This window comes from Streptomyces himalayensis subsp. himalayensis (genome assembly GCF_013778455.1).
Taxonomy (GTDB): Bacteria; Actinomycetota; Actinomycetes; order Streptomycetales; family Streptomycetaceae; genus Streptomyces; species Streptomyces himalayensis.
The window spans coordinates 1-22,969 of the sequence record NZ_JACEHE010000043.1 but is presented as its reverse complement, the minus strand read 5'-3'; the positions used below and the strand labels follow the sequence as shown (position 1 = coordinate 22,969).

Annotated in this window: 22 protein-coding genes and 1 pseudogene; 9 read left to right on the top strand and 14 right to left on the bottom strand. The window is 69.6% G+C overall.

Annotated elements, in window-relative coordinates; all coding sequences use genetic code 11:
- The first annotated feature begins 37 nt into the window (after positions 1–37).
- From H1D24_RS37595 to H1D24_RS37585, 3 genes are all read left to right on the top strand, one after another.
- On the top strand, positions 38–937 hold the full coding sequence (locus H1D24_RS37595) for an AraC family transcriptional regulator (RefSeq protein WP_181662233.1): 900 nt from the start codon (positions 38–40) through the stop codon (positions 935–937).
- Between the two features lie 80 nt (positions 938–1,017).
- Positions 1,018–1,797, top strand: a complete 780-nt coding sequence (locus H1D24_RS37590) for an AzlC family ABC transporter permease (RefSeq protein WP_181662247.1) — start codon at positions 1,018–1,020, stop codon at positions 1,795–1,797.
- Positions 1,794–2,102 carry an AzlD domain-containing protein gene (locus H1D24_RS37585; protein WP_181662232.1) on the top strand — a complete coding sequence of 103 codons (309 nt, stop codon included), beginning with the start codon at positions 1,794–1,796 and terminating at the stop codon, positions 2,100–2,102. The genes H1D24_RS37590 and H1D24_RS37585 overlap by 4 nt, the downstream gene beginning before the upstream one ends.
- A gap of 200 nt (positions 2,103–2,302) precedes the next feature.
- Here the strand turns inward: H1D24_RS37585 and H1D24_RS37580 are convergent, their stop codons facing one another.
- Positions 2,303–3,265: a hypothetical protein gene (locus H1D24_RS37580; RefSeq protein ID WP_181662231.1), complete on the bottom strand. Its 963-nt coding sequence runs from the start codon at positions 3,263–3,265 to the stop codon at positions 2,303–2,305.
- A gap of 78 nt (positions 3,266–3,343) precedes the next feature.
- Between H1D24_RS37580 and H1D24_RS37575 the strand changes: the two genes are divergently transcribed.
- The 4 genes from H1D24_RS37575 to recX all read left to right on the top strand — a co-directional run bounded on the left by H1D24_RS37575 (position 3,344) and on the right by recX (position 7,338).
- Positions 3,344–3,538 carry a DUF3046 domain-containing protein gene (locus tag H1D24_RS37575; protein ID WP_181662230.1) on the top strand — a complete coding sequence of 65 codons (195 nt, stop codon included), beginning with the start codon at positions 3,344–3,346 and terminating at the stop codon, positions 3,536–3,538.
- A 101-nt stretch (positions 3,539–3,639) separates the two neighbouring features.
- On the top strand, positions 3,640–4,959 hold the full coding sequence (locus tag H1D24_RS37570) for an AI-2E family transporter (protein ID WP_309484592.1): 1,320 nt from the start codon (positions 3,640–3,642) through the stop codon (positions 4,957–4,959).
- Positions 4,960–5,478: 519 nt separating this feature from the next.
- Positions 5,479–6,603 carry a recombinase RecA gene (recA, locus tag H1D24_RS37565; RefSeq protein WP_181662228.1) on the top strand — a complete coding sequence of 375 codons (1,125 nt, stop codon included), beginning with the start codon at positions 5,479–5,481 and terminating at the stop codon, positions 6,601–6,603.
- Between the two features lie 3 nt (positions 6,604–6,606).
- Entirely contained in the window at positions 6,607–7,338 is a 732-nt protein-coding gene (recX, locus tag H1D24_RS37560) for a recombination regulator RecX (protein WP_181662227.1), read from the top strand.
- Between the two features lie 274 nt (positions 7,339–7,612).
- Here recX and H1D24_RS37555 read toward each other — a convergent pair whose 3' ends face one another.
- The 8 genes from H1D24_RS37555 to H1D24_RS37525 form a co-directional block, all read right to left on the bottom strand.
- Entirely contained in the window at positions 7,613–8,014 is a 402-nt protein-coding gene (locus H1D24_RS37555) for a rhodanese-like domain-containing protein (protein ID WP_181662226.1), read from the bottom strand.
- Positions 8,011–8,553 (bottom strand): cupin domain-containing protein, encoded by a 543-nt coding sequence (locus H1D24_RS37550; RefSeq protein WP_220137685.1) that lies wholly within the window; start codon positions 8,551–8,553, stop codon positions 8,011–8,013. The genes H1D24_RS37555 and H1D24_RS37550 overlap by 4 nt, the downstream gene beginning before the upstream one ends.
- Before the next feature lie 142 nt (positions 8,554–8,695).
- Positions 8,696–9,046: a putative leader peptide gene (locus tag H1D24_RS43840; protein WP_309484593.1), complete on the bottom strand. Its 351-nt coding sequence runs from the start codon at positions 9,044–9,046 to the stop codon at positions 8,696–8,698.
- A 425-nt stretch (positions 9,047–9,471) separates the two neighbouring features.
- The gene (locus H1D24_RS37545) at positions 9,472–11,067 is read right to left on the bottom strand and encodes an FAD-dependent monooxygenase (RefSeq protein ID WP_181662224.1); all 1,596 of its coding nucleotides are present in this window, start codon (positions 11,065–11,067) and stop codon (positions 9,472–9,474) included.
- 234 nt (positions 11,068–11,301) lie between these two features.
- The gene (locus H1D24_RS37540) at positions 11,302–12,372 is read right to left on the bottom strand and encodes an amino acid ABC transporter permease (protein ID WP_181662223.1); all 1,071 of its coding nucleotides are present in this window, start codon (positions 12,370–12,372) and stop codon (positions 11,302–11,304) included.
- Positions 12,369–13,016 (bottom strand): amino acid ABC transporter permease, encoded by a 648-nt coding sequence (locus H1D24_RS37535; protein WP_181662222.1) that lies wholly within the window; start codon positions 13,014–13,016, stop codon positions 12,369–12,371. Before H1D24_RS37535 ends, H1D24_RS37540 begins: the two co-directional genes overlap by 4 nt.
- Before the next feature lie 213 nt (positions 13,017–13,229).
- Complete coding sequence (locus H1D24_RS37530; protein WP_181662221.1) at positions 13,230–14,147, bottom strand: glutamate ABC transporter substrate-binding protein; 918 nt, start codon at positions 14,145–14,147, stop codon at positions 13,230–13,232.
- 55 nt (positions 14,148–14,202) lie between these two features.
- Positions 14,203–14,979: an amino acid ABC transporter ATP-binding protein gene (locus tag H1D24_RS37525; RefSeq protein WP_181662220.1), complete on the bottom strand. Its 777-nt coding sequence runs from the start codon at positions 14,977–14,979 to the stop codon at positions 14,203–14,205.
- A 274-nt stretch (positions 14,980–15,253) separates the two neighbouring features.
- Between H1D24_RS37525 and H1D24_RS37520 the strand changes: the two genes are divergently transcribed.
- Positions 15,254–15,943, top strand: a complete 690-nt coding sequence (locus H1D24_RS37520) for a response regulator transcription factor (RefSeq protein WP_181662219.1) — start codon at positions 15,254–15,256, stop codon at positions 15,941–15,943.
- A gap of 9 nt (positions 15,944–15,952) precedes the next feature.
- A complete protein-coding gene (locus H1D24_RS37515) occupies positions 15,953–17,362 on the top strand; it encodes a sensor histidine kinase (RefSeq protein ID WP_181662218.1) in 1,410 nt (469 codons plus the stop codon).
- A 582-nt stretch (positions 17,363–17,944) separates the two neighbouring features.
- On the opposite strand, the gene H1D24_RS37510 is transcribed toward H1D24_RS37515, so the two are convergent.
- The 5 genes and pseudogenes from H1D24_RS37510 to lipB form a co-directional block, all read right to left on the bottom strand.
- Complete coding sequence (locus H1D24_RS37510) at positions 17,945–18,940, bottom strand: TAXI family TRAP transporter solute-binding subunit (RefSeq protein WP_181662217.1); 996 nt, start codon at positions 18,938–18,940, stop codon at positions 17,945–17,947.
- A 177-nt stretch (positions 18,941–19,117) separates the two neighbouring features.
- Positions 19,118–19,255: a hypothetical protein gene (locus tag H1D24_RS37505; protein WP_181662216.1), complete on the bottom strand. Its 138-nt coding sequence runs from the start codon at positions 19,253–19,255 to the stop codon at positions 19,118–19,120.
- Positions 19,256–19,524: 269 nt separating this feature from the next.
- Positions 19,525–20,487: pseudogene (locus H1D24_RS37500) on the bottom strand (PDR/VanB family oxidoreductase).
- A gap of 54 nt (positions 20,488–20,541) precedes the next feature.
- Positions 20,542–21,891: an SCP2 sterol-binding domain-containing protein gene (locus H1D24_RS37495; protein WP_181662215.1), complete on the bottom strand. Its 1,350-nt coding sequence runs from the start codon at positions 21,889–21,891 to the stop codon at positions 20,542–20,544.
- A gap of 19 nt (positions 21,892–21,910) precedes the next feature.
- Complete coding sequence (gene lipB, locus H1D24_RS37490; protein ID WP_309484591.1) at positions 21,911–22,597, bottom strand: lipoyl(octanoyl) transferase LipB; 687 nt, start codon at positions 22,595–22,597, stop codon at positions 21,911–21,913.
- Positions 22,598–22,969 lie beyond the last annotated feature (372 nt).

The window sequence follows — 22,969 nt, the reverse complement described above, 5'->3', positions numbered from 1 at the left end:
GCTCCGGGCCCACGACGGCTGGCGCAGAATGGAGCCCATGGCGGGTACAGGGGAGCGGGCACGGCACTGGCAGTACGAGGAGCTGCCCGGCGTCGATCTGCTGCGCGCCCGCTACATCAGCAAGACCTTCGTACGGCACACGCATGAGAACTTCGTGATCGCCGCCATCTCCGACGGAGTCGAGGTCTTCCACCACGGCGGAGCCGATCAGTACGCGGGTCCGGGGGCGCTCGCCCTCGTCAATCCGGACACCCCGCACACCGGCCGCGCCGGCGTCCCGGAAGGCTGGCGGTACGGCGCGGTCTATCCGGCGCCGGACCTCGTGGCCGCCATCGCCGCCGAGACGACCACGATCCGCGGCACCCCCGGCTTCGTCGAGCCGGTCCTCGACGACCCGTACGCGGTGCGCCTGGTCCACGAGGTGCTGCGTGCCGCCGAGGAAGGCAACGCGCTGGCCGCCGACACCCTGCTGAGGGTGGCGGTGACGCGGCTGCTGCGGCTCAACGGCGGCCCGCTCCGGCAGCGGCTCGTGCGCAGCGCCGGGGCCCGTCTCGCGGCACGCGCACGTGCGCAGCTGGAGGAGCGGCTGACCGATCCCCCGTCGCTGGAGCAGCTCGCCGAAGGTCTCGGCACCAGCCCCTTCGCTCTCCTTCGTGCCTTCCGGGACACCTACGGCATGCCGCCGCACGCATGGCTCACCGACGCGCGCGTACGTGCCGCCCGACGGCTACTCGACGCTGGAACGTCACCCGCCGACGCGGCCGTCACCGTCGGCTTTACCGACCAGCCGCACCTCAACCGGCACTTCGCACGCATCGTCGGGGTGCCGCCCGGGGCGTACCAGCGGGAGCGCAAGAACGTACAAGACTCCGGCAGGGCACTCCTCGTACCGTCCGAGGCGTGTCAGAACAGACAGCATCCCCACCCTCAGGCATAACCGGCACAGGCTCAGGCATAACCGGCACAGGCTCAGGCATAACCGGCACAGGCTCAGGCATAACCGGCACAGGCTCAGGCATAACCGGCACAGGCGACCGCGGAGCGTCCGCAGCGGAGGTCCCGGCCAAGTCCGACGCAGCCGTAGTCCGCGACGCGCTCGGTGTCGGCGTAGCCGTCGGGCTCTCCGGCTTCGCCTTCGGAGTGACCTCGGCGGGCAGCGGCCTCTCAGTGCTGCAAACATGCGCACTCAGCCTGCTCGTGTTCACCGGAGCGTCGCAGTTCGCGCTGGTCGGGGCGCTCGCGGCCGGGGGCAACCCGCTCACCGCTGCCGCGGGCGCCTTCTTCCTCGGCGTACGCAACGCCTTCTACGGACTGCGCCTGTCACAGCTGCTCGCGCTGCCGCGCGCGGTGCGCCCGTTCGCCGCCCAGTGGGTGATCGACGAAACCACGGCCGTCTCGCTCGCACAGCCCACGCGACGTGCCGCTCGCGTCGGTTTCGCGGTGACCGGGCTCAGCCTTTACGTGCTGTGGAACCTGACCACGCTGCTCGGGGCGCTGGGTGCCGAAGCCATCGGCGACACCGACGCCTGGGGTCTCGACGCGGCCGGGCCCGCGGTCTTTCTCGCGCTGCTGGCACCGATGCTGCGGACGACGACAGAGCGTGCCGTCGCGGGCATCGCGGTAGTCCTGGGCCTCGGTCTGCTGCCGGTACTGCCCGCGGGTGTGCCGGTCCTGGTGGCAGCACTGGCAGCGCCTGCCGTCCTCTGGCTGCAGGGCTACAGGTCCGGCCGCACGCGGGACGGCGCTGGGCGCAACGGACAGAGGAGCAATGCAGAGGCAGGGAAGGAAGACCGTTGAACATCTGGATCGCCATCGGCGTGACCGCAGTGGGCTGCTACGCCGTCAAACTCATCGGTCTGCTCGTGCCTGCGGGCGCGCTCGAACGTCCCGGCGTGAAACGGCTGGCTGCTCTGCTGCCGGTCGCGCTCCTCGCCGCGCTCACGGCGCAGCAGACGTTCGCCGACGGGCAGGCTCTTGTACTGGACGCCAAGGCCGCCGGACTCGCCGCCGCGGCCGTGGCGCTGCTGCTGCGTGCGCCGTTCCTGCTGGTCGTGGGGGTGGCCGTGGTGGTCACGGCGGCGGTGCGGGCGATGACGGGCTGACGCTGCCCGGTTGAGGCCCTCGTTGTCTGGTTGGGGCCCTCGGGTGGCGCTGAAGAAGAGCGGGCACCGGGGCCGACGGACGCGCGCGTGGCGACTGTGGGACTGTGCCGGCGCGCGCGTGGTCTGCCTCATGTCGGTGCATGCTCGGCAGCGCACCTACGGAGGCCGGAGGCTCCATGTCAGACGACGGCGGAGCCGTGTCAGACGATGGCGCGCCCGTATGCCCGCAGAGTGCGCAGCGCCTCAATGGTCACGATCGGCCGGGACTCGAGGGCCGTCCCCGGTGCCCACTGCCGCCAGCGGATGGGCCAGCCGCCGTCCTCCTGCTGCTCGCGTTCGAGGAAGTCCAGCGAGCGCTCCATCTCCTCGTCGGTGAACCACGCGCGCGCGAGGGACTCCGGAACGCGCGCGTAGTCGTACGGGAAATGGTGTTCGCCCGCTGCGTAGCCGGGGGCGACGGGGTATGCGTCGAGCTGGTCGGGGTCCAGCACGGCGAGCCGCTGCTCGCGCACCATCCGGCCGAGCCGGTCGGCGGCCGCCTCCGCGCGCGGGCGGTCCGGTGCGCTGTCGAGGAAGACGACGGCCGCCTGGACCTCGTACGGATGGGATTTCTCCAGGGACTCCACCGCCTCCCAGCAGAAGTCGGTGGCCCGGAACAGCCAGGCGTGCCACACCTCGTTGCGGTGCAGCAGGCCCACCACGGGACCGGTGGCGAGAAGGCTGCTGGGAGGGTCGTCCGCGACGGGCACGAAGGGCGCAGCCGGATAGCCGCGCTGGCTGGGATGGATGGCCGGAAGTGCACCTTCCGGTGTCGAGACCGACGACAGATAGCGGCATACGCGCTCCACGCGTTGCCCACTGCAACGCCCGATCGAGTCCAGCACGCGCAGCGCGTGCCCGGTATGCAGCGGTTGGCTCACCGGGCCGCGCAGATCGGGTTCGAGCGCGTGACCGTACCCGTCGTCCGCATTGAGGTAGGCGGTCAGGGCGGTCTCGACCGGGTCGGCGCTGCCGTTCAGGAAGTGGTACGCGAACCGCCGCTGCTCGAGCACGCGTGCGGTGAGCCAGACGAACTGCTCGGCACGGGGGAGTGCGCTGTGCGGGGAGCGGGGAGAGAGCGGTGACGCGGACGGGGGGAGTGGGGATGCTCCGGATTCGGCCATGTTCCGACCGTAGGGCGGAAAGCGGTACCAGCAAGCCTCCCGGACACGGCTGCACTCTCAGGGCGGGATACTGGAGCCATGCGGTTGACGGTCTTCTGGCAGCAGATGGTGGAGCACTTCGGCGAGGCGTACGCAGACTCCTTCGCACGCGACCATGTGATGTCGGAGCTCGGCGGGCGCACGGTGCACCAGGCTCTGGACGCCGGCTGGGAGGCCAAGGACGTGTGGCGCGCGGTGTGCAGCGCGATGGACGTGCCGGCCGACAGGCGCTGACCGGCCGAGAAGCGCTGACGAGACCCCGGGGAGGGGCGCTGACAAGTCCGATGAGGAAGGGCCCGGAGCCGATTGTCGGTGGTGTGGGCGACACTGGCTCGGTGGCATCGACAGACGAGACCGCGCAGGTGGATCAGGACACGGCTGCGCTCGGCACGCCCCCGCAGGCGACCGCGGGGCGTGCGGCCGAGCGCGGCGCCAGCATGCCGCGCTGGCTGCCGCGGGCCATGGTGCTCGCCCTGGCTCTGGTCGCCTGCTTCCAGCTGGGCACCTGGGCGTTCCACCAGCTGACGGGGCTGCTGATCAACATCCTGATCGCGTTCTTCCTGGCACTCGCCGTGGAGCCCGCGGTGAGCTGGATGGCCGCGCACGGCATGCGCCGTGGAACGGCGACCGGGCTGGTCTTCGTCGCTGTGCTGATCGCGGGCGCGGGATTCGTCACGCTGCTCGGCTCGATGCTCGCCGGCCAGATCGTGAGCATGGTCGAGGAGTTCCCGAAGTATCTCGACTCGGTGATCAACTGGATCAATTCGAGCTTCCACACCGAGCTGAGCCGGGTCGAGATCCAGAACAACCTGATCCACTCGGACTGGCTCCAGAAGTACGTGCAGAACGGCGCGAGCGGCGTCCTGGACGTATCCGCGCAGGTGCTGGGCGGCCTCTTCCAGCTGCTGACCGTCCTGCTGTTCTCGTTCTACTTCGCCGCCGACGGGCCACGGCTGCGGCGCGCACTGTGTTCCGTACTGCCGCCCGCCAGGCAGGCCGAGGTGCTGCGCGCGTGGGAGATAGCCGTCGACAAGACCGGGGGCTATCTGTATTCGCGCGGCCTGATGGCGCTGATCTCCTGCGGCGCGCACTACATCCTGCTCGTGGTGCTGGAAGTGCCCTACGCGCCGGCGCTCGCCGTGTGGGTGGGCCTGGTGTCGCAGTTCATACCAACCATCGGTACGTATCTCGCGGGTGCCGTGCCGATGCTGATCGCCTTCACCGTCGATCCCTGGTACGCGCTGTGGGTCCTGGTCTTCGTCGTGATCTACCAGCAGTTCGAGAACTATCTGCTGCAGCCCAAGCTGACCGCGAAGAGCGTGGACATCCACCCGGCCGTGGCCTTCGGCTCGGTCATCGCCGGCACGGCGCTGCTCGGCGCGGTCGGCGCACTGATCGCCATCCCGGCGGCGGCCACGCTGCAGGCCTTCCTGGCGGCGTACGTGAAGCGGTACGTCGTCACGGACGACCCGCGCGTGCACGGCCACCGGCGCCGGGGCGCGGGGCCTGTCCCCGCGCGCGTGTGGCGGTTTCTGCAGGGGCCGAGGGACCCTCGGGTCCCGAGGGTCCCGTGGGCACGCACTGAAGCTGCGACCGGAACTGCGGAGCAGGAGCAGCGCACTGCGTCGGCCAGCGGACGGGAAACGGAGCAATGACGCGGCCCGCGCGGGAGCGGTCTGAGGGCTGGGGTGCGGCCGCAGTGCAGGGGATACGGGCACTGCGGCGCACGCACCCGTACTGACCGGCAGGTCCGAGCCCTCGGTCGTCGCCGACGCGCTGTACGCGGTCGATCCGGACTCGCTGTGCCCGGCCGCCCGGACACAGCCGTAGCAGGCGGTGCGGCGGCGCAACGCTCGCGGTGACCGGCCGTTCTGAGCGGCCGGCCCGCCGCTCCGAGTCCCCCGGGCGCGGTGCGCCGGGTCCGCCAAGGGTGCGGTGGCTCGAAAACTTCACGCGTCGCACTGGCGGCGAGCCGAGCGATCCGCTTGACACCAAAATCGAACATCCATTCTTATGGAGTGCCCGGCGGTGCTCGCTGGGGCGAAATCCCGGCGGATTCCCGCGGATTCAACCGAGTTATCCACAGGCCGGGCAGGCGTCGGAGCGCATTGTCAGTGGCAGGCGTTAGCGTCTTTGACGTGAAGCGATCGACTCAAGCAAACCGGGTGGAACCCATGGCAGGAACCGACCGCGAGAAGGCGCTCGACGCCGCGCTCGCACAGATTGAACGGCAATTCGGCAAGGGCGCCGTGATGCGGATGGGCGAACGGCCGAACGAGCCCATCGAGGTCATCCCCACCGGGTCGACCGCGCTCGACGTGGCCCTCGGCGTAGGCGGCCTGCCGCGCGGCCGAGTGGTAGAGGTGTACGGCCCGGAGTCGTCCGGTAAGACGACCCTGACGCTGCACGCGGTGGCGAATGCCCAGAAGGCCGGCGGCCAGGTCGCCTTCGTGGACGCGGAGCACGCCCTCGACCCCGAGTACGCGCGCAAGCTCGGCGTCGACATCGACAACCTGATCCTCTCCCAGCCGGACAACGGGGAGCAGGCCCTGGAGATCGTGGACATGCTGGTCCGCTCCGGCGCCCTTGACCTGATCGTCATCGACTCCGTCGCGGCCCTGGTGCCCCGCGCGGAGATCGAGGGCGAGATGGGCGACTCGCACGTGGGTCTGCAGGCCCGACTGATGAGCCAGGCGCTCCGGAAGATCACCAGCGCGCTCAACCAGTCGAAGACCACCGCGATCTTCATCAACCAGCTCCGCGAGAAGATCGGCGTGATGTTCGGCTCCCCCGAGACGACGACGGGTGGCCGGGCACTGAAGTTCTACGCCTCGGTGCGCATCGACATCCGCCGCATCGAGACCCTGAAGGACGGCACGGAGGCGGTCGGTAACCGCACCCGCTGCAAGGTCGTCAAGAACAAGGTCGCGCCGCCCTTCAAGCAGGCCGAGTTCGACATCCTCTACGGCCAGGGCATCAGCCGCGAGGGCGGCCTGATCGACATGGGCGTGGAGCACGGCTTCGTCCGTAAGGCGGGCGCCTGGTACACGTACGAGGGCGACCAGCTCGGCCAGGGCAAGGAGAACGCGCGCAACTTCCTGAAGGACAACCCCGACCTCGCCAACGAGATCGAGAAGAAGATCAAGGAGAAGCTCGGCGTCGGTGTGAGGCCGGAGGAGCCGACGGCGGAGCCGGGCGCGGACGCCGCGGTCACGGCAGCCACGGATGAGGCCCCGAAGTCGGTGCCCGCCCCGGCGGCCAAGGCTGCCAAGTCCAAGGCCGCGACCGCCAAGAGCTGATCCATGACCCGGAGGACCGACTGGCCGGAGTACGCCGATTCCGCAGGGCCGGACGACCCGGAGGGCCGGGGCCGCGGGGGCGCCGGCCCGGGTGGCGGCCCGAGCGGCGGCTTCGGTGAAGGCAGCCGCCGCGATGGGCGGCCCGAGGGCGGTGGCCGTCGGGGGCGCGGCGGATCAGATCACCAGGACAGCGGCTTCCCCGCCTCGTCGAGGGCCGAGAACGGGGGGCTGCCTGGGGACCCGGCTGAGCAGGCGCGGGCTATCTGCCTGCGCCTGCTCACCTGGACTCCGCGTACGCGTAAGCAGCTCGCCGACGCCCTGCGCAAGCGGGAGATCCCGGACGACGTGGCGGAGGAAGTGCTGTCGCGGTTCGAGGAGGTCGGCCTGATCAACGACAGCGCGTTCGCGGACGCCTGGGTGGAGTCCCGGCACCACGGCCGGGGACTGGCCCGGCGGGCGCTCGCCCAGGAGCTGCGGACCAAGGGCGTGGACTCGAAGCTGATCGACGAGGCCGTCGCCCAGCTCGATTACGAGCAGGAGGAGGCGACCGCCCGCGAGCTCGTCGCCCGCAAGCTGCGCAGCACGCGCGGTCTCGACCGCGACAAACGGCTGCGACGCCTCGCGGGCATGCTCGCCCGCAAGGGCTACCCCGAGGGCATGGCCGTGCGAGTGGTCCGGCAGGCGCTGGAGGAGGAGGGCGAGGAAACGGAGTTCCTCGAGGACGAGGGGTTCTGAACCGAGCGGACACCCTGGAGGCGAGGCTCAGCGGAGCCCCGATGACCGGGAGGGCTCGCGTCGGTATGGCATCAGCACTGTCCGCCAGCGCGCTGGCCCTCGTCGCCACCTCGCTGCGGGGGGCTGCGCTCAGAGTCCGCGCCGTGACGGTGGCGACCGCCAAGGAGTAAGGGGCCGTACGCAATTGGGTGCGCCCCTTACAGAGAGGCGCACCCACCCTGAGGCTCACCCCCACGCAAGCAATGGGCCTGGCGGCCCACGCAAGCCTGGGTGCCTACGACGTCACCGGCAGTCCTGCGGCCTTCCATGCCTGGAATCCGCCGACCAGGTCGGTGGCCCGGTGCAGGCCCAACTGGTGCAGGGAGGCAGCCGCCAGGCTCGAGGCGTAGCCCTCGTTGCAGATCACCACGATCCGCAGGTCGTGGCTCGTGGCCTCGGGGGCGCGGTGGCTGCCCTGTGGGTCCAGGCGCCACTCCAGTTCGTTCCGCTCGACGACGAGGGCGCCGGGGATCAGCCCGTCGCGCTCGCGCAGGGCCGCGTACCGGGTGTCGACCAGCAGCGCCTCGCCCGTCTGGGCGGCGTCGTACGCATCCTGGGCCTCGATCCGCTCGTAGCCCTCGCGGACCCGCTCCAGCAACTCGTCGATTCCGACCTGCTTTTGGATGTGTGCGCTCACTGCCAGTCCTCCGGGCGCTCGACGTGCTCCAGACGCAGAACCTGTCCCGTACGGCTGTAGCGGCGGATCTGCGGAAGGGGCGGGTAGTAGGCGTGGACGGAGATCGCGTGCCGGTCGGTGGACTCGTTGAGCACTTCGTGCACGTGGTGGCGGCCGAAGGCACGGCCCTGGCCGGCCGGTAGCTGCCGCTCCCGGTCCACCCCGTCGGTGAGTTCGAGGGACTTCCATCCGTCGGCGGGCAGCCGGGTGGCGAGCGAGTACTCCTTGAGCTCGCCCGACGCGGTCACGAAGGCGCCGACCGAGTCGGCGTGGTCGTGCCAGCCGGTGCCGGTGCCCGGCGGCCAGCCGATCAGCCAGGCCTCGCTGCCGCCGGGGCCCTCGAGATGCACCCAGGTGCGCCCCTCGGGGTCGAGGGGGAGTGAGGCGATCAGTTCGGCGTCGGCGGCCACGCGCCGTACGAAGTCGAGGAGGTCCGCCTGCGTGGGGACCCGGGCGGGAGCTTCGGCATGCGGAGAGACTGCTGCGGCAGCAGAGTCCAAAGCGAGCGTGGAGACAGCAGGTACAGCAGGTACAGCAGGTACCGCAGAGACAGAGGGGAGAACAGACACAGGCACCGTCCTGGTGGCGTTCGCGGGGGTGCGCGGCAACGCATCAGCGGCGCGCGCGGGAGAGGGGGCGAATTCAGCAGGACGGACGACACATGCAGCCCGCATAGCGGACGAGGTCCATATGGACCCTCCGCCACAGGCGCACATCGGTGTCGGTCACGTTCCGGAGTAGACCATGACGGAGGGGAGCGGTCAATTCAACGTCACTATGTGGACGCGCGGTGACGGCGAGCTGAGCGCCGACCGACGGCAGCCTCGCCGGCGCGGGCCCGCAACGGCCTCGGCGACGCAGGCCAGCCACGGCCTCGCGGGCGTGGGACGACCGCCGCCTGGCCACCGCGGACCGGCCATCGCTTCGCCAGCGCCGACCGGCAGCGGCTTCCGGGCGCGGCCGGCCATCGCTTCGCCGACGTGCGCCGGCCATCGCGTCGCCGGCGTCGGCCAGCGGCAGCCTCGCCAGTACGGGCGGCCACCGCCTCATCGGCGCGAGCCGGCCACCGCCTTGCCAGCACTGGGCGACCAGGCCTCGCTGGTGCGGGCCCGGGCCGGTGACGGCCTCGTCAGTGCGCGCCCGGGCCGGTGACGTCAGTGCGCGCCGGGCCCACCCCCCGCCAGCTGGGCCCACCACCGTCTCGCCGGCGTCGGCCAGCGGCAGCCTAGCCACCGCCGACCGGTCCCCCACCGCGCCAGCCCGTGCCCCCCACTCCCTCGCCAGCGGGCGCCGCCCCGCCAATCAGCGCACACCGGCCCCGCCGATCAGCGCACACCCGCCCCGCCAATCTGCGCACACCCGCCCCGCCAATCTGCGCACACCCGCCCCGCCAATCTGCGCACACCCGCCCCGCCCCATCAGCGCGGGCCAGCCGCCGCCCCGTTGGTCTCAGGCGTCGCGGACCCGCCCAAGGCCGCCTCGGCTGCCGCATATAGCTCCGCAGGCCGCACTCCGCCCAGTGCCGTGACCAGGTGGCCGTCGGGGCGGATCAGCAGGACGGTGTGGGGGGACGCGCCCGGGTAGTTTTCGGCGACCAGGAGTTCCGCCGAGTGGGGCAGTGCCGTGACCGCGGCGGCGAGGCGCGGCATGATTCCGGCCGTCATCCAGTGCCGCCGCTCCCACACGCCCGTGCCGGGTGCGACAAGCAGGACGAGGAGCCGGTTGCGGCCGAGCCGCTCTCGCAGCCGTACGAAGGAGCCGTCCTCCCCCGTGGCGCGCACATCGGTCACGGGCGTGCCGGGAGCCGTGTCCACCGTCACCTCCGCCTCGGAGGGCGCGGGCGCCAGTGGCGAGGCCGCATACGATCCGGGCGCGCCCAGCGGGCCCCGGCCCAGGTGACCGTCCGTGAGCAGTATGTCGTGGCCGCGCGCCGTCCCCGGCAGATGGGCGCGCAGGCCTCCGCCGCCGCGCAGTATCGGCAGCGACTGGTCGGCGGCGCGCAGCCGGGCGGCGACGACGGCGCGCCGCTCGGTCTGGTAGCTGTTCAGGAGCGCCTCGTGCGGCCCGTGGTGCCAGGCCAGCGCCAGCTTCCAGGCCAGGTTGTCCGCGTCCCGCAGCCCCTCGTCCACGCCCTGCGTGCCGAGCGCACCGAGCAGATGTGCGGCGTCCCCGGCGAGGAAGACGCGGCCGTTCCGCCACCGCCGCGCGAGGCGGTGGTGCACGGTGTGGACGCCGGTGTCGAGCAGTTCGTATGCCGGAGTGGTGCCGTTGTGCCAGCCCGCGAGGGTCTCCCGGATGCGTGCCACGAGGGACTCGGGCGTGACCAGCTCGTTGCCCTGGGGGAGCAGCCAGTCCAGGCGCCAGGCGCCGTCGGCGAGGGGCCGGGCGGTCACCTCGCTGCCCGCGAGCCGCCACGGCGGCATCCGGTGCAGCAACGCCTCACCAGGCCACGGGAGTTCCGTACGCAGCGCCGCGACCGCATGCCGCTCGACGGCCGTGCGTCCGGCGAAGCGGATGTCGACGAGCTTGCGCACCGTCGACCGCGGCCCGTCGCAGCCGACCAGATAACTCCCGCGCCACCAGGTGCCTTTGGGCCCCCTGGTGTGCGCCGTCACGCCCGCCGTCTCCTGCTCGAGGGAGTCGAGCCGGTTCTCCACCGCCACCTTGACGAGCGGCTCCCGGGCGATGGCGGCACGCAGGGCCGAGGTCAGCACATGCTGTGCCAGATGCAGCGGGGCGGGATCCTCGGCACCGAAGGTGATCTGCCGCATCACCTGCTTGCGCCGCAGTGACCGCCATCCGGACCAGCGGGCGCCTGTGTCCGCGAACGAGACCCCGGCAAGCCGCTCCACGAGATCGGCGATGTCCTCACGCAGAACGACCGTCCGCGCGGCCCTCGGCTCGTCCTTGCCGGGCCCTTCGTCCAGTACGACGCTGGGGACCTCGTGACGCGCGAGGGCCAGGGCGAGCGTCAGCCCGACGGGTCCCGCCCCGACGACGATCACCGGGTCCACGGCGCGGCGCCCCCTGCCCCGGGAGCCTGGCGGGAAGCCCTGGGCATCGTAAGAAAACTGGCAGTTGGAGCGGGGTGCGCGGTCACAGAACGTATGCAACCCATTGCCGGTGCTTGCGTCAAGTGACGGAGGCAGTGGCGATCACGCCACTGCCTCCGTTTGCTCACGACTCGTCAGGTCCTGTGCCGAGCCGCTCGGTTTTGATGTGTTCGATGTGTTCCGATGCCGAGCGGATCACTTCTTGCCGAGGTCCGGCCCACCGGGCCCACCTGGAGCATCCGGCCCGTCGGACTCATCGCCGTCTCGCGGGTCCGCCTGACCGCCGGCAGCGGAACCAGCGACCTCGTCGGCCGGCGCAACCGGCACACCGGGGGCCTCCGGAGCGGCGGCCACCGGGCCCAACGGGCCTTCCGAGGCGTCCAGCACGCCGGGCGCCTCCGCCGGCTCGGCGGCCGCGGCCACCGCGATACCGGTCTTGGCCCGGCGCCCGCGCTTCTCGATCCAGGTGGCGAGCGAGGACAGGGCGAGGCACAGCGCGATGTAGATGGCGCCGACGACGATGACGACCGCGGTGATCGGGTTCTCGCCGTTGACGATGATGTTGTTCGCCATCGTCCGGGCCGCGTAGAGCAGTTCCGCGTACGTGATGATGTAGCCGAGGGAGGTGTCCTTCAGGGTCACCACGAGCTGGCTGATCATCGTCGGGAGCATCGACCGGACGGCCTGGGGCACCAGGAGCATCGTCATCACCTGGGTCTTGCGCAGACCCAGGGCGTACGCGGCCTCGACCTGTCCGCGGGGGACGGCGTTGATGCCGGCCCTCAGGACCTCCGCCTGCACACAGCCGTTGTAGACCGTCAGACCGATGACGAGGGCCCAGAAGGCGGTGTTCTCGCCGACGACGCCCAGGTCGTCCTTGTAGCTGAGGAAGACCACCCACAGGGCGTAGATCGTGATCAGCAGCGGGACGGCACGGAAGAGCTCGATGAAGCCGGTCGCCAGCAAGCTGACGGGCTTGTGGTCCGAGAGCCGGGCGACGGCCAGCAGCAGGCCGAGCACGAGTGACAGCACTCCGGCGAGCGCGAAGACCTTCAGGGTGCTCAGCACACCGTCGCGGATGTTCGCCCGCACGCCGGCGTTGTTGAAGATGTTCCACACCTCGGGCTCGAGCACGCCCTTGACGTTCAGCCGGTAGATCGCGAAGACGATCAGGCCGAGAACGGCCGCCGAACCGACGACGGTGAAGACGATGTTGCGGACGCGGGCCTTGGGGCCCGGGGCGTCGTACAGGACGCTCGAACTCATCGTGCGACCCCCATGCGCCGCTCGAGCAGCCGGAAGAGACCGCTGATGGTGAAGGTGATGACCAGGTAGCCGATGGCCACCCAGAGGAAGATCCAGGCGATGGCGAAGCCCTTGTCGCTGAGCAGCTTCTGCACCCCGAACAGCTCGGTGACGCTGAACGCGCCCGCGATCGCAGAGTTCTTGGTCAGTGCGATGAAGATCGAGCTGAGCGGTGGGATCACGGTGCGGGTGGCCTGCGGCAGGACGATCAGCCGCAGCGTCTGGAAGAAGGTCATGCCGATGGACCTGGCGGCCTCGGCCTGGCCGAGCGGCACCGTGTTGATGCCGGAGCGGACGGCCTCACAGACGAAGGCCGAGGTGTAGAAGCCGAGCGCCAGCAGCGCCTTGGTCCACGGGTTGAGGCCCGGGGCGAAGATCACCGGGACGACGAACCAGGCGACCAGGAAGAGCAGGGTCAGCGGGGTGTTGCGGAACAGCGTGACCCAGGCGGTGCCGAAGAACCGGAGCGGGGCGATGGGCGAGACCCGGAAACCGGCTATGACGACACCCAGCACCATCGCGAGGAGTCCGCTGGCCAGGGTCAGCAGGACGGTGCCTATGAACCCCTCGCGGAACTCCGGGAGATGGTCGAGCAGTACGTTCACGGGATAGTCCTCGTGGGCGGCAGCGGACGGGCAGAGGGGACCGCGCCCCGTACACACCGGCGGTGGTGCGTACGGGACGGGCGGTTCACTGCCGAAGGATCAGACAGTGCGCGAGGTGGGGCACCTCCCAGGGCCTCAGGGCACTGGGGAGGCCGCGGGATGATCGGCCCGCGGCCCACTCCGTGGCGCTTCAGGGCCTCTCAGGCCCGCGGATCAGTAGCGCTCGATGGCCGGCGGCTCGGTGTACTCGGAGCCGGACAGGCCGAGCGTCGCGTCGTACGCCTTCTTGTAGTCGCCGTTCTCCTGGTGCGCCTCGAGCGCGTCGTTGACCGCGTCGCGCAGGGCCTTGTCGTCCTTCGCCATGCCGACGCCGTACGGCTCCTCGGTGAACGGCTTGCCCACGACCTTCAGCTTCTCGGGGCGCTGAGCGGCGTAGCCCTTGAGGATCGCGTCGTCCGTGGTGACCGCGTCGACCTCGTTGTTCAGCAGCTGCTGGACGCACTCGGAGTACTTGGCGAGCTCGACGGTCTCGGCGCCGTACTTCGGCTTCTTGATCTCCTGCAGCGGAGTCGAGCCGACGATCGAGCAGACCTTCTTGCCCTTGAGGCTGTCCGGGCCCGTGATCGCCGTGTCGTCCTTGCGGACGAGCAGGTCGGCGCCGGCCAGGAAGTACGGGCCCGCGAAGCCGACCTGCTTCTTGCGCTCGTCGTTGATGGTGTACGTGCCGACGTAGAGGTCGACGTCGCCCTTGGAGATGGTGGTCTCGCGGACACCGGAGTCGACCGTCTTGAACTCGATCTGGTCGGCCGAGAAGCCGAGGTCGGCCGCGACCATCTTGGCGATCTCGATGTCGAAGCCCGAGCGCGTGCCGTCGGTGTCCTCGAAGCCGAGGAACGGCTGGTCGTTCTTGGCACCGAAGACGATCTTGCCCGCCTTCTGGGCGCGCTCGAGGGTCGGCGAGTCGATCTTCACGTCCTTGGCCACGGTGTACGTGGGGAGCTTCGGCGCGTCCGAGCCGGTGGCCGGGTTACTCGGCTTGTCACCCGCCGTACCGGACTCGCCGCCGCAGGCGGTGGCGGTGAGCGCGAGGACGGCGATGGCCGCGGCGGCGGCGGACTTGCGGAGCTTCATGGTGAACATCCTTTGAGTCGGCAGATGAAAAGGGACGCGGGGGGTCGGCCGTGCGTCAGTGGTGCAGGATCTTCGACAGGAAGTCCTTGGCCCGGTCACTGCGCGGGTTGCTGAAGAACTGGTCCGGGGTGGCCTGTTCGACGATCTTTCCGTCGGCCATGAAGACCACGCGGTTGGCCGCGGACCGGGCGAAGCCCATCTCGTGGGTGACGACGACCATCGTCATCCCGTCCCGGGCGAGCTGCTGCATGACCTCGAGCACCTCGTTGATCATCTCCGGGTCGAGCGCCGAGGTCGGCTCGTCGAAGAGCATGACCTTCGGGTCCATCGCCAGCGCCCGCGCGATCGCGACGCGCTGCTGCTGGCCACCGGAGAGCTGCGCGGGGTACTTGTCGGCCTGGGTGCCCACGCCGACGCGGTCGAGCAGGGCGCGCGCCTTCTCCTCGGCGGCCTTCTTGTCGGCCTTGCGTACCTTGACCTGGCCCAGCATCACGTTCTCGAGGACCGTCTTGTGCGCGAAGAGATTGAAGGACTGGAAGACCATGCCGACGTCGGCCCGCAGCCTCGCGAGCTCCCTGCCCTCCTGGGGCAGCGGCCGTCCGTCGATCGCTATGTCACCCGAGTCGATCGTCTCCAGGCGGTTGATGGTGCGGCACAGGGTCGACTTTCCGGATCCGGAGGGCCCGATCACGACGACGACCTCGCCACGGGCGACGGTCAGGTCGATGTCCTGGAGCACATGCAGCGCGCCGAAGTGCTTGTTCACGTTCTTCAGCACGACCAGTCCGTCGGCCGCCGGTGCGGCGTCCTTGGCCACCGATACTTCGGTCATCGGCTTCTTGCTCCGTCCTCCTCGGTTGGGAGGACAGTAATAACCGCGTAAAGCCAGCGCATTACATCTGAGGGGAAATTGAGGATAACGATCCGGTAGCGAGCCGATACTGTGCGTGCAAACGCTCCACGCGCGCGTACCGGCTGGATAACAGAACCCGCCGGTGGCCCGATCCAGCTTGACGGGATCCTGAGCGATCCGAATGGATGCATAGGTGCGCACCCGCGCGTGTAGAGGCCGTGACCGAACAACTGGTGAACCGGAGGGGGCCGGTATGAGACTGCTGCTTGTCGAGGACGACAACCATGTCGCCGCGGCCCTGTCGGCGGTCCTGACCAGGCACGGCTTCCAGGTGGTGCATGCGCGCAGCGGCGAGGAAGCCCTCCGCGCCCTGCTGCCGGCGGCCACCGAGCCCTTCGGTGTCGTCCTCCTCGACCTCGGCCTCCCCGACCAGGACGGCTACGAGGTGTGCGGCAGGATCCGCAAGCTGACCAGCACCCCGGTGATCATGGTCACGGCGCGCGCGGACGTGCGGTCGCGCATACACGGCCTCAATCTCGGCGCCGACGACTACGTGGTGAAGCCGTACGACACCGGGGAACTGCTCGCCCGTATCCACGCGGTCAGCCGGCGCACCCTGCCCGGCGACGGCACGGCACCGGCAGAGACCGAACTGAGGCTCGGGCCCGTGCACATCGAGCTGCCCACCCGCCGGGTCAGCGTGGGCGGTGCAGTCGTGCAGCTGACCCGCAAGGAGTTCGACCTGCTGGCGCTGCTGGCGCAGCGGCCGGGAGTCGTCTTCCGACGGGAGCAGATCATCAGCGAGGTGTGGCGCACCAGTTGGGAAGGGACAGGCCGCACGCTGGAGGTGCATGTGGCCTCGCTCCGCTCCAAGCTGCAGATGCCGGCCCTCATCGAGACCGTGCGCGGCGTGGGCTACCGGCTCGTCGCCCCGGCGTCGTAGCGGGTCCGGGTGCGAACTCGTCTTCTCCCGCTGCTCATCGTCCTCATGGCGGGCGTACTGCTGGCTCTCGGGTTTCCGCTCGCGGTGAGTGTGGCGGCCGCGCAGCAGCAGAAAGTGGTGGTCGACCGGATCGACGACACGGCGCGCTTCGCCGCACTCGCCACGTTCGTCACGGACAGCCCCAGCGGCTCGCGGTGGATGGTCAGGGACGAACGGCAGGACACCCTCCAGAAGGAACTGGAGCGCTACTGGGAGGTGTACGGGATCAAGGCGGGGGTGTTCTACCGCGACCGTACCCCCATGGCGAACGCCCCGGACGGCTGGTCCGTGCCCGAGGCGGGCGATGTGCGCGAGGCGTTCGACGAGGCGCTGCGGTCCCGGCCCGACCACGACCCGAAGCAGGTGTGGCCCTGGCAGGACGGCCGTCTCGTCGTCGCCTCGCCGGTCATCCGCGACGGTGACGTCGTCGCCGTCGTCGTCACCGACTCGCCCACCGACAAGATGCGTTCGGAGACCCTGCGCGGCTGGCTGCCGATCGCCCTGGGCGAAGCCGCCGCGATGCTTCTGGCCGTGGGCGCGGCGCTGCGGCTCACCGGCTGGGTGCTGCACCCGGTACGCATCCTGGACGCCACCACGCACGACATCGCGACCGGCAGTCTCAAGTCCCGCGTTGCCGTGGCCGGCGGGCCGCCGGAACTGAGGCGGCTGGCCCGGTCGTTCAACGAGATGGCCGACAACGTCGAGGAGGTGCTCGAGCAACAGCGCGCCTTCGTCGCCGACGCGTCCCACCAGCTGCGCAACCCCCTGTCCGCGCTGCTGTTGCGCATCGAGCTGCTCGCCCTCGAACTGCCCGAGGACAACGAGGAGATCGCCTCGGTCCGCACCGAGGGCAAGCGCCTCGCCCAGGTCCTCGACGACCTGCTCGACCTGGCGCTGGCCGAGCACGCCCCGGCCGATCTGCAGATCACCGACATCGGCGCGCTGACCGCGGAGCGCGTCGAGGCCTGGCGGCCCGTCGCCGACGAGAAGGGCGTACGGCTGCGCGAGGAGTGCCCGGCCGTCACGGCATGGGCCGATCCGGTCGCGCTGTCCAGCGCCCTCGACGCGGTGATCGACAACGCCCTCAAGTTCACGCCCGAGGGCGAGCAGGTCACCGTCACGGTCTCCTCGAACGGGCAGAAGTCGACCATCGTGATAGCGGACCGCGGGCCTGGCCTCACCGAGGAGGAACTGACCCGCATCGGCGACCGCTTCTGGCGCAGCGGCCGCCACCAGAACGTCAAGGGCTCGGGCCTCGGCCTCTCCATCTCCCGCGCCCTCCTCGCCGCGGGCGGCGGCACCATCGCCTACGCCCAGCACGAACCGCACGGGTTGCGGGTGACGGTCACGGTGCCGCGGTCGGCGCCGCGTGAGGCCTGAGAGGCCTCGGGGTCAGACCGCAGCCTCCGGCGTCAGGCCTCGGGCTGGACCGCAGCCTCAGGCGTCAGGCGTCAGGCGTCAGGCCTCAGGCCTCGGGCTCAGGCCGCGGCGTCGATCCTGGGCCGGTGGCACGCGCGCGCCGGCCGGTGTCCGGGAGGCGTGGAGGCCTCCGCCTTGGACCTGGGGCCTGCGGCCTGGGGCCTGGGGCCTGGGGCCTGCGGCCTGTGGCGCGGCCGCCGGGGTTCTGCGGTGCGAGTCCGGCACCGGTGCTGATCGGGGCGAGATCGGCGTTGGGACCTTCGGCTCGCGCCTCTCATTGCTGGCCCCGGCGGGCCTGTGGCAGCTGGGGACCTGCGTGCTGGCGGCGGCCGGGACTTCGCGCCTTGCTGGGGGAGCCGTTCTGGCCGCCTGTAGGGCAACCCTGGCCCTGCTGGCTCGCCCGTGGCGGTCCTGTGTGCGAAGCGTTTGGGTTTTCGCGTCCTGCCGGCGAGCCCGGTGCTACCGGCACCGGTGGTGCAAGTCGTCCTGCGGGCCGAGCCCGGTGCTGCGGCCTCCCGCAGGGCGTGAAGGCCCAGCCGTGGGCTACGGCTTCACCGACCGGTAGTAACGCCTGGCGCCCTCGTGGAGTTCGAGTGGGTCTGTGTACAAGGCCGTTCGCAGGTCCACCAGCTGGGCCGCGTGTACCTCGCGGCCGATGCGGTCGCGGCTGTCTATCACCGTGCGAGTCAGGCCCTCGGTCAGCTGGGGGTCCGTGCGGTCCGTCGTGACCAGTAGGTTGGCCACGGCCAGGGTCGACACGGCGGTGCCGTGCTGTGCCTCGGGATAGGCGTCGGCGGGCATCACGGAGGCCCGGTAGTAGCGGGAGACACCACCCAGCCGGTGCAGCTCGTCGACGAGGTCTCCGAGCTCCACGAAGCGGATCTCGAAGCGCTCGGACAGTTCTTTCACGGCCGTCGTCGGCAGGCCCCCGGACCAGAAGAAGGCGTCGATCTTGCCGCTTTCGAGTGCCTTGGGCATCGTGTTGATGCCGATACTGCGCGGCTCGACGTCCTTGTCGGCGTCGAGGCCCGCGGCCTCGAGGACCCGGTTTGCGATCAGTCGTACGCCCGAGCCGGTCTGGCCTATGGCCACCCGCTTGTTCCGCAGGTCCTTGACGGAGTGCACGTCCGATGACCGCGGGACCACGAGCTGGACGTAGTCGTCGTAGAGCCGGGCACAGCCGCGAAGTCGCGCGGCGCCCGGCTTGCCCGCCTGCTGGTACGCCTTGACCGCGTCGGCGGCCGCGACGGTGAAGTCCGCTTCGCCCGTCGCCACCCGCTGCAGGTTCTCCTGCGAACCCTCACTGCTGCGCAGCGTCACGCTGAGCTTCGGGAGGTCACGGGCGAGAGCCTGCTCGAGGAGCTCTCCGTACCGCTCGTAGACCCCGGACTTCACGCCCGTACTGAAGGTCACACGGCCGCCCGGTGAATCCTCGTCCAGCGGCAGCAGCCACCACAGCAGGAGTCCGAAGGACACGAAGGCCGCGGCTGCGCCCAGCAGCGCGCGGCGCCTGCCGAAGTTCGGGAGTGGCTGGAACATGCGAGCGATCCTGCCAGGTCACGCGCGGTGATGGCCAGAACGGGGGCGTGATGGCCATAACGGGGGCGTGACGGCCAGAACGGGGGCATGACGGCTTCCCCGCCGTTTTCGGTGACGGCCTTCCACGCGCGCGTATGTAGCGTGGCGAGCGTCGGCGCCCGCTGTCCGTTACTCCGGCTACTCCGGCTCGCCGTCCTCCACCTCGTAGACCTTGGTCCAGGTGGCCCCGCAGCGGCAGCGGGAGTGCTCGACGAGCAGCCCGTCCTCCGACACACCCATGCCTTGCGAGAGGCGCACGTGAACATGCTCGCTCATGAGGAGCCGCTTTCTGTCGACGAATAAATTGCCCCTCATCGTTCTCATATGTCGCCGGTGTCCGCAATGATCCAGGCCACAGCCGGGATCACGCGGTGGGTCCGCATGGCCGTCATGGCGGCCTCAGCCCCTTCCGCCATCCATGATCTTCCAGATCAGGGGGCCACGTGGCACGTGCAGGTGCCGAATGACGGCGCGAGAGACCACCTGCTCCGCCCCTGTCCCGGACAGGGCAGCTGACGCAGCATCCGCAATGGTTCTTCAGTGGATCAGAGGTCGAGGACCAGGCGGTCGCCATTGGCTCGGGAGACGCAGATCATCATTGTGCTGCCTGCGGCGCGCTCCTGGTCGTTCAGGACCGAGTCGCGGTGGTCGATCTCCCCGGACAACACGGTCGTCTCGCAGGTTCCGCAGATTCCTTCCTCGCAGGACGTCATCACCGACACGCCGGCGTTCCCGACGGCCTCAAGAATGGACATGTCCTCAGAGACCTTCAGCGTCTTGCCGGACTGGGCGAGTTCGACCTCGAAGGTCGTCTGCAGCCGGGTGGTGACGTCCTTCTTCGGGGCGAAGCGCTCCACGTGCAGGGCTCCGCTCGGCCACTTCTCGCAGGCGGATTCGACCGCCGCGAGCAGCGGTTCCGGGCCGCAGCACTAAACGGCTGTCCGCCGTTGCGGTTTGCGGAGCAGCGAAGGCAGGTCCAGCAGCCCGTATTCATCCTGCGGCCGCAGGCTCACCCGCTCTCCGTAGGAACGCTGCAGATCCTCACGGAACGCCATGGACGCTCGGGTGCGGCCCCCGTAGACGAGGCTCCAGTCGGCGCCGCGCGCATCGACGGCAGCAATCATGGGCAGCATCGGCGTGATCCCGATCCCGCCTGCGATGAACAGGTAGCGCTTGGCCTTCTCAAGCGGAAAGTTGTTGCGGGGCCCGCGAATGCGCACAGACTCACCTTCGGCGAGCACGTCGTGCACGTAACTCGACCCGCCCCGGCTTTCCGGTTCACGCAGCACCGCGACCTCAAGACGGGAGCGATCCCCCGGGTTCCCGCACAGCGAATACTGCCTGACCAGGTCTGGTTTCAGCATCAGATCGATGTGTGCTCCCGGCTCCCATTCCGGTAGCGGCCGGCCTTCAGGGTCGTGCAACGTCAGCAGCACAACACCTTCGGCCACCGTTTCCTTGCGTTCCAGCACGAGGTCGCGTTCGACCTCGGTGCGGGGAGTACTCATGATCGGCCTTCCCTTTCGTGGTGATATTTCGACGCTCCGCTGCTTCCCGACCGATCAGGATGGGAAGAAACGGCCGAAGGCGAGCAGCAGCCGCGGCGAGCCGTGCATCTTGATGCGGCCGCGCAGCAGCGCCCACGGCAACACTGACCGTTTGGTGAGGAAACGGATCCAGGTGTCCGCGTCGGCGGTGATCCTGAGATCCGGCTCACCGTGAAGCCCTTCGGCGATATCGAGTTCGCGGTCGCGGATGGTCACGGTGATCTGACGAGACTCGGCGCCGGTGAAGGTGAACTGGTAGGTCGCGGACATGTCTGCGGCCTGCTCGCGCTGAAAGATCAGCGGCATGCCTTCCACCAGGCCCTCGATGCTGTTCGCTCGCAGGCTCTGCCCTACTCGCTTCGTGCGCTTGTGTGGGAATTTGCTGGCCACGTGCTTCTCGGCGTCGGAATCCGAGAGGACGTAGACGGTCTCTTCCTTGTTCACCAGCGGGCGGACGACCGTGTCCAGGTGTGACTTGCGATTGTCCAACCAGGGGCCGATGACGTCCTCGCCTGCCGGGCAGACCGACATGCAGTAGGCCGCCTTGTAGTTGGCGCCGAAGGAGAGGCTTTGCCACATGGACGCGCTCTCGGCGTCGCTCACCCGTGAGCGGTAGTCGTCGGAGTTGCTGCTTTCAGCGACCTGTTCGGCCCAGTCGCCGAAGCCACCCATGAACTCGCGGTAGTTGTGCGTGTAGCAGGCCGAGAAGTTGAAGTGACCGTCGGAGGCGATCGCCCCGGTCGGGCAGGCGGTCACGCACAGCTTGCATTCCAGGCACGGATTGAACTCGATGGGCTGGGAGGGGTCGCTGATCTCGGCGTCGATCAGAATGGTGCCCAGCAGGATGAAGTTGCCGAATTTGGGGTGGATGACGTTGCGGTGGATTCCCATCTTGCCGAGCCCGGCCGCCACGGCGACCGGCTTGTGCCCCACGACCCACGTTTTCCTGGGGAACTTGTCCATTTCCATCGGAAAACCCATGGCGGGGTTGATGGCGCGCACACCCATCGCTTCCAGCTCGGCCACCACTTGCCGGCCTACCTCGTTGGTGTGGTCGCCCCTGTGATGGAATTCCAGGTTGGCCACCGAGCGTGCCGGAGTGCGGATGCTCTCCCGGTTCATTCGGACCACGAAGCTGATCAACATTCGGACACCCGGCAGCGCGGCGTTCAGGTCCGCTCGCTGGTCGGCGATTTCCGGCCGGTCGATCTCGACGAAACCAACATCGTCCGCACCCGCGTCGAGACATAGCTTCCGCAGCCATGCCGCATCCAGCGGCTCGGCGGGCCGGGTGGAGCCGCGGTCGCGCCGCTGGCGGATCTGGACGACGGTGGGATGGTCGTCGAGCTTGTTCTTTCGGGCCATCGGGCATCCTTTCCTGTTTCTAACCTGGTGTCAGATGTGCAGTGACTGCTCGTGCGACCGTGTCGCGCACCTCGGTATGGGTTGGGGTCGGCAGGCCGCGTTCGGCGGCGAGTTCGGCCAGGGAGGTCATCCGGACGCCGGGCAGGGCACAGGCGGTGAAGGTGGTGTAGACGCTCAGGTCGGGGTCGATGTTGAGGGCGAAGCCGTGGCTGGAAATGCTCCCGCTGATGCGCATGCCGATCGAGGCGAGTTTGCGGTGATCGGAGGTCCACACGCCCACCAGGCTCTCCGACCCCGGCGGCGTCTCGCGGCGGACTGCTGGGAAGCCGAGGCTGTCCAGTGCGTCAATCAGCGCTTGCTCTACACGGCGGATCAGTCCACGGGGACCGAGCTCGCGCACGTTGAGCACGAGGTAGCCGATGAGCTGGCCGGGACCGTGGTAGGTGGCATGTCCGCCGCGGTCTGTCTGCACCAGGGCGATGGGCGAGGCCGCGTCGGGCAGTTGTTCCTTAGGCGTCCGGGCGGTGTGGGTGATCACCGCAGGGTGCGTGAGCAGGAAGAGCCGGTTGGCGGCGAGGCCCTGTTTGCGCTCCTCAACCCAGCGGGCCATGTCCGCCTGCGCGGCAGCGTAGGGTACTTCTCCCAAGTCGACGCGCTCCAACCGCCAGTGTGAAGGCTGTTCCTCCACAGATCCCGGCACCGTCACCGCTCATCTCCTCGCTCATGGCCGCAGTTCATTACGTCCGTGCGGCAACGTGTGCCAGCCGTGGGACCAGCATGTGCTCAGTCGGCCACAGCCACTTGCACCAGCACCTTGCTCACGGCGTTGCTTTGCACCGCGCACTGGGCGCTCGCCGTTTCCTCCAGCGGGTAGCGGTGGAGTGGAAGACCGGCTTTCTCCCTGGACCGCTCGGCGGCTCAGGCAGCCGCCAGCTTCTGGATGCGTGGATGGTTCTCCAGCGCCCACCGCACGGTCTTCGGCGGGCGTCCGAGCAGGGTTTCCAGCTGGTCGGTGACGCCGCGGTATCCTCCGCCGCCCATCAGCCGGGTCAGGGTCTTCAGGTGTTCCGCAGTGTGT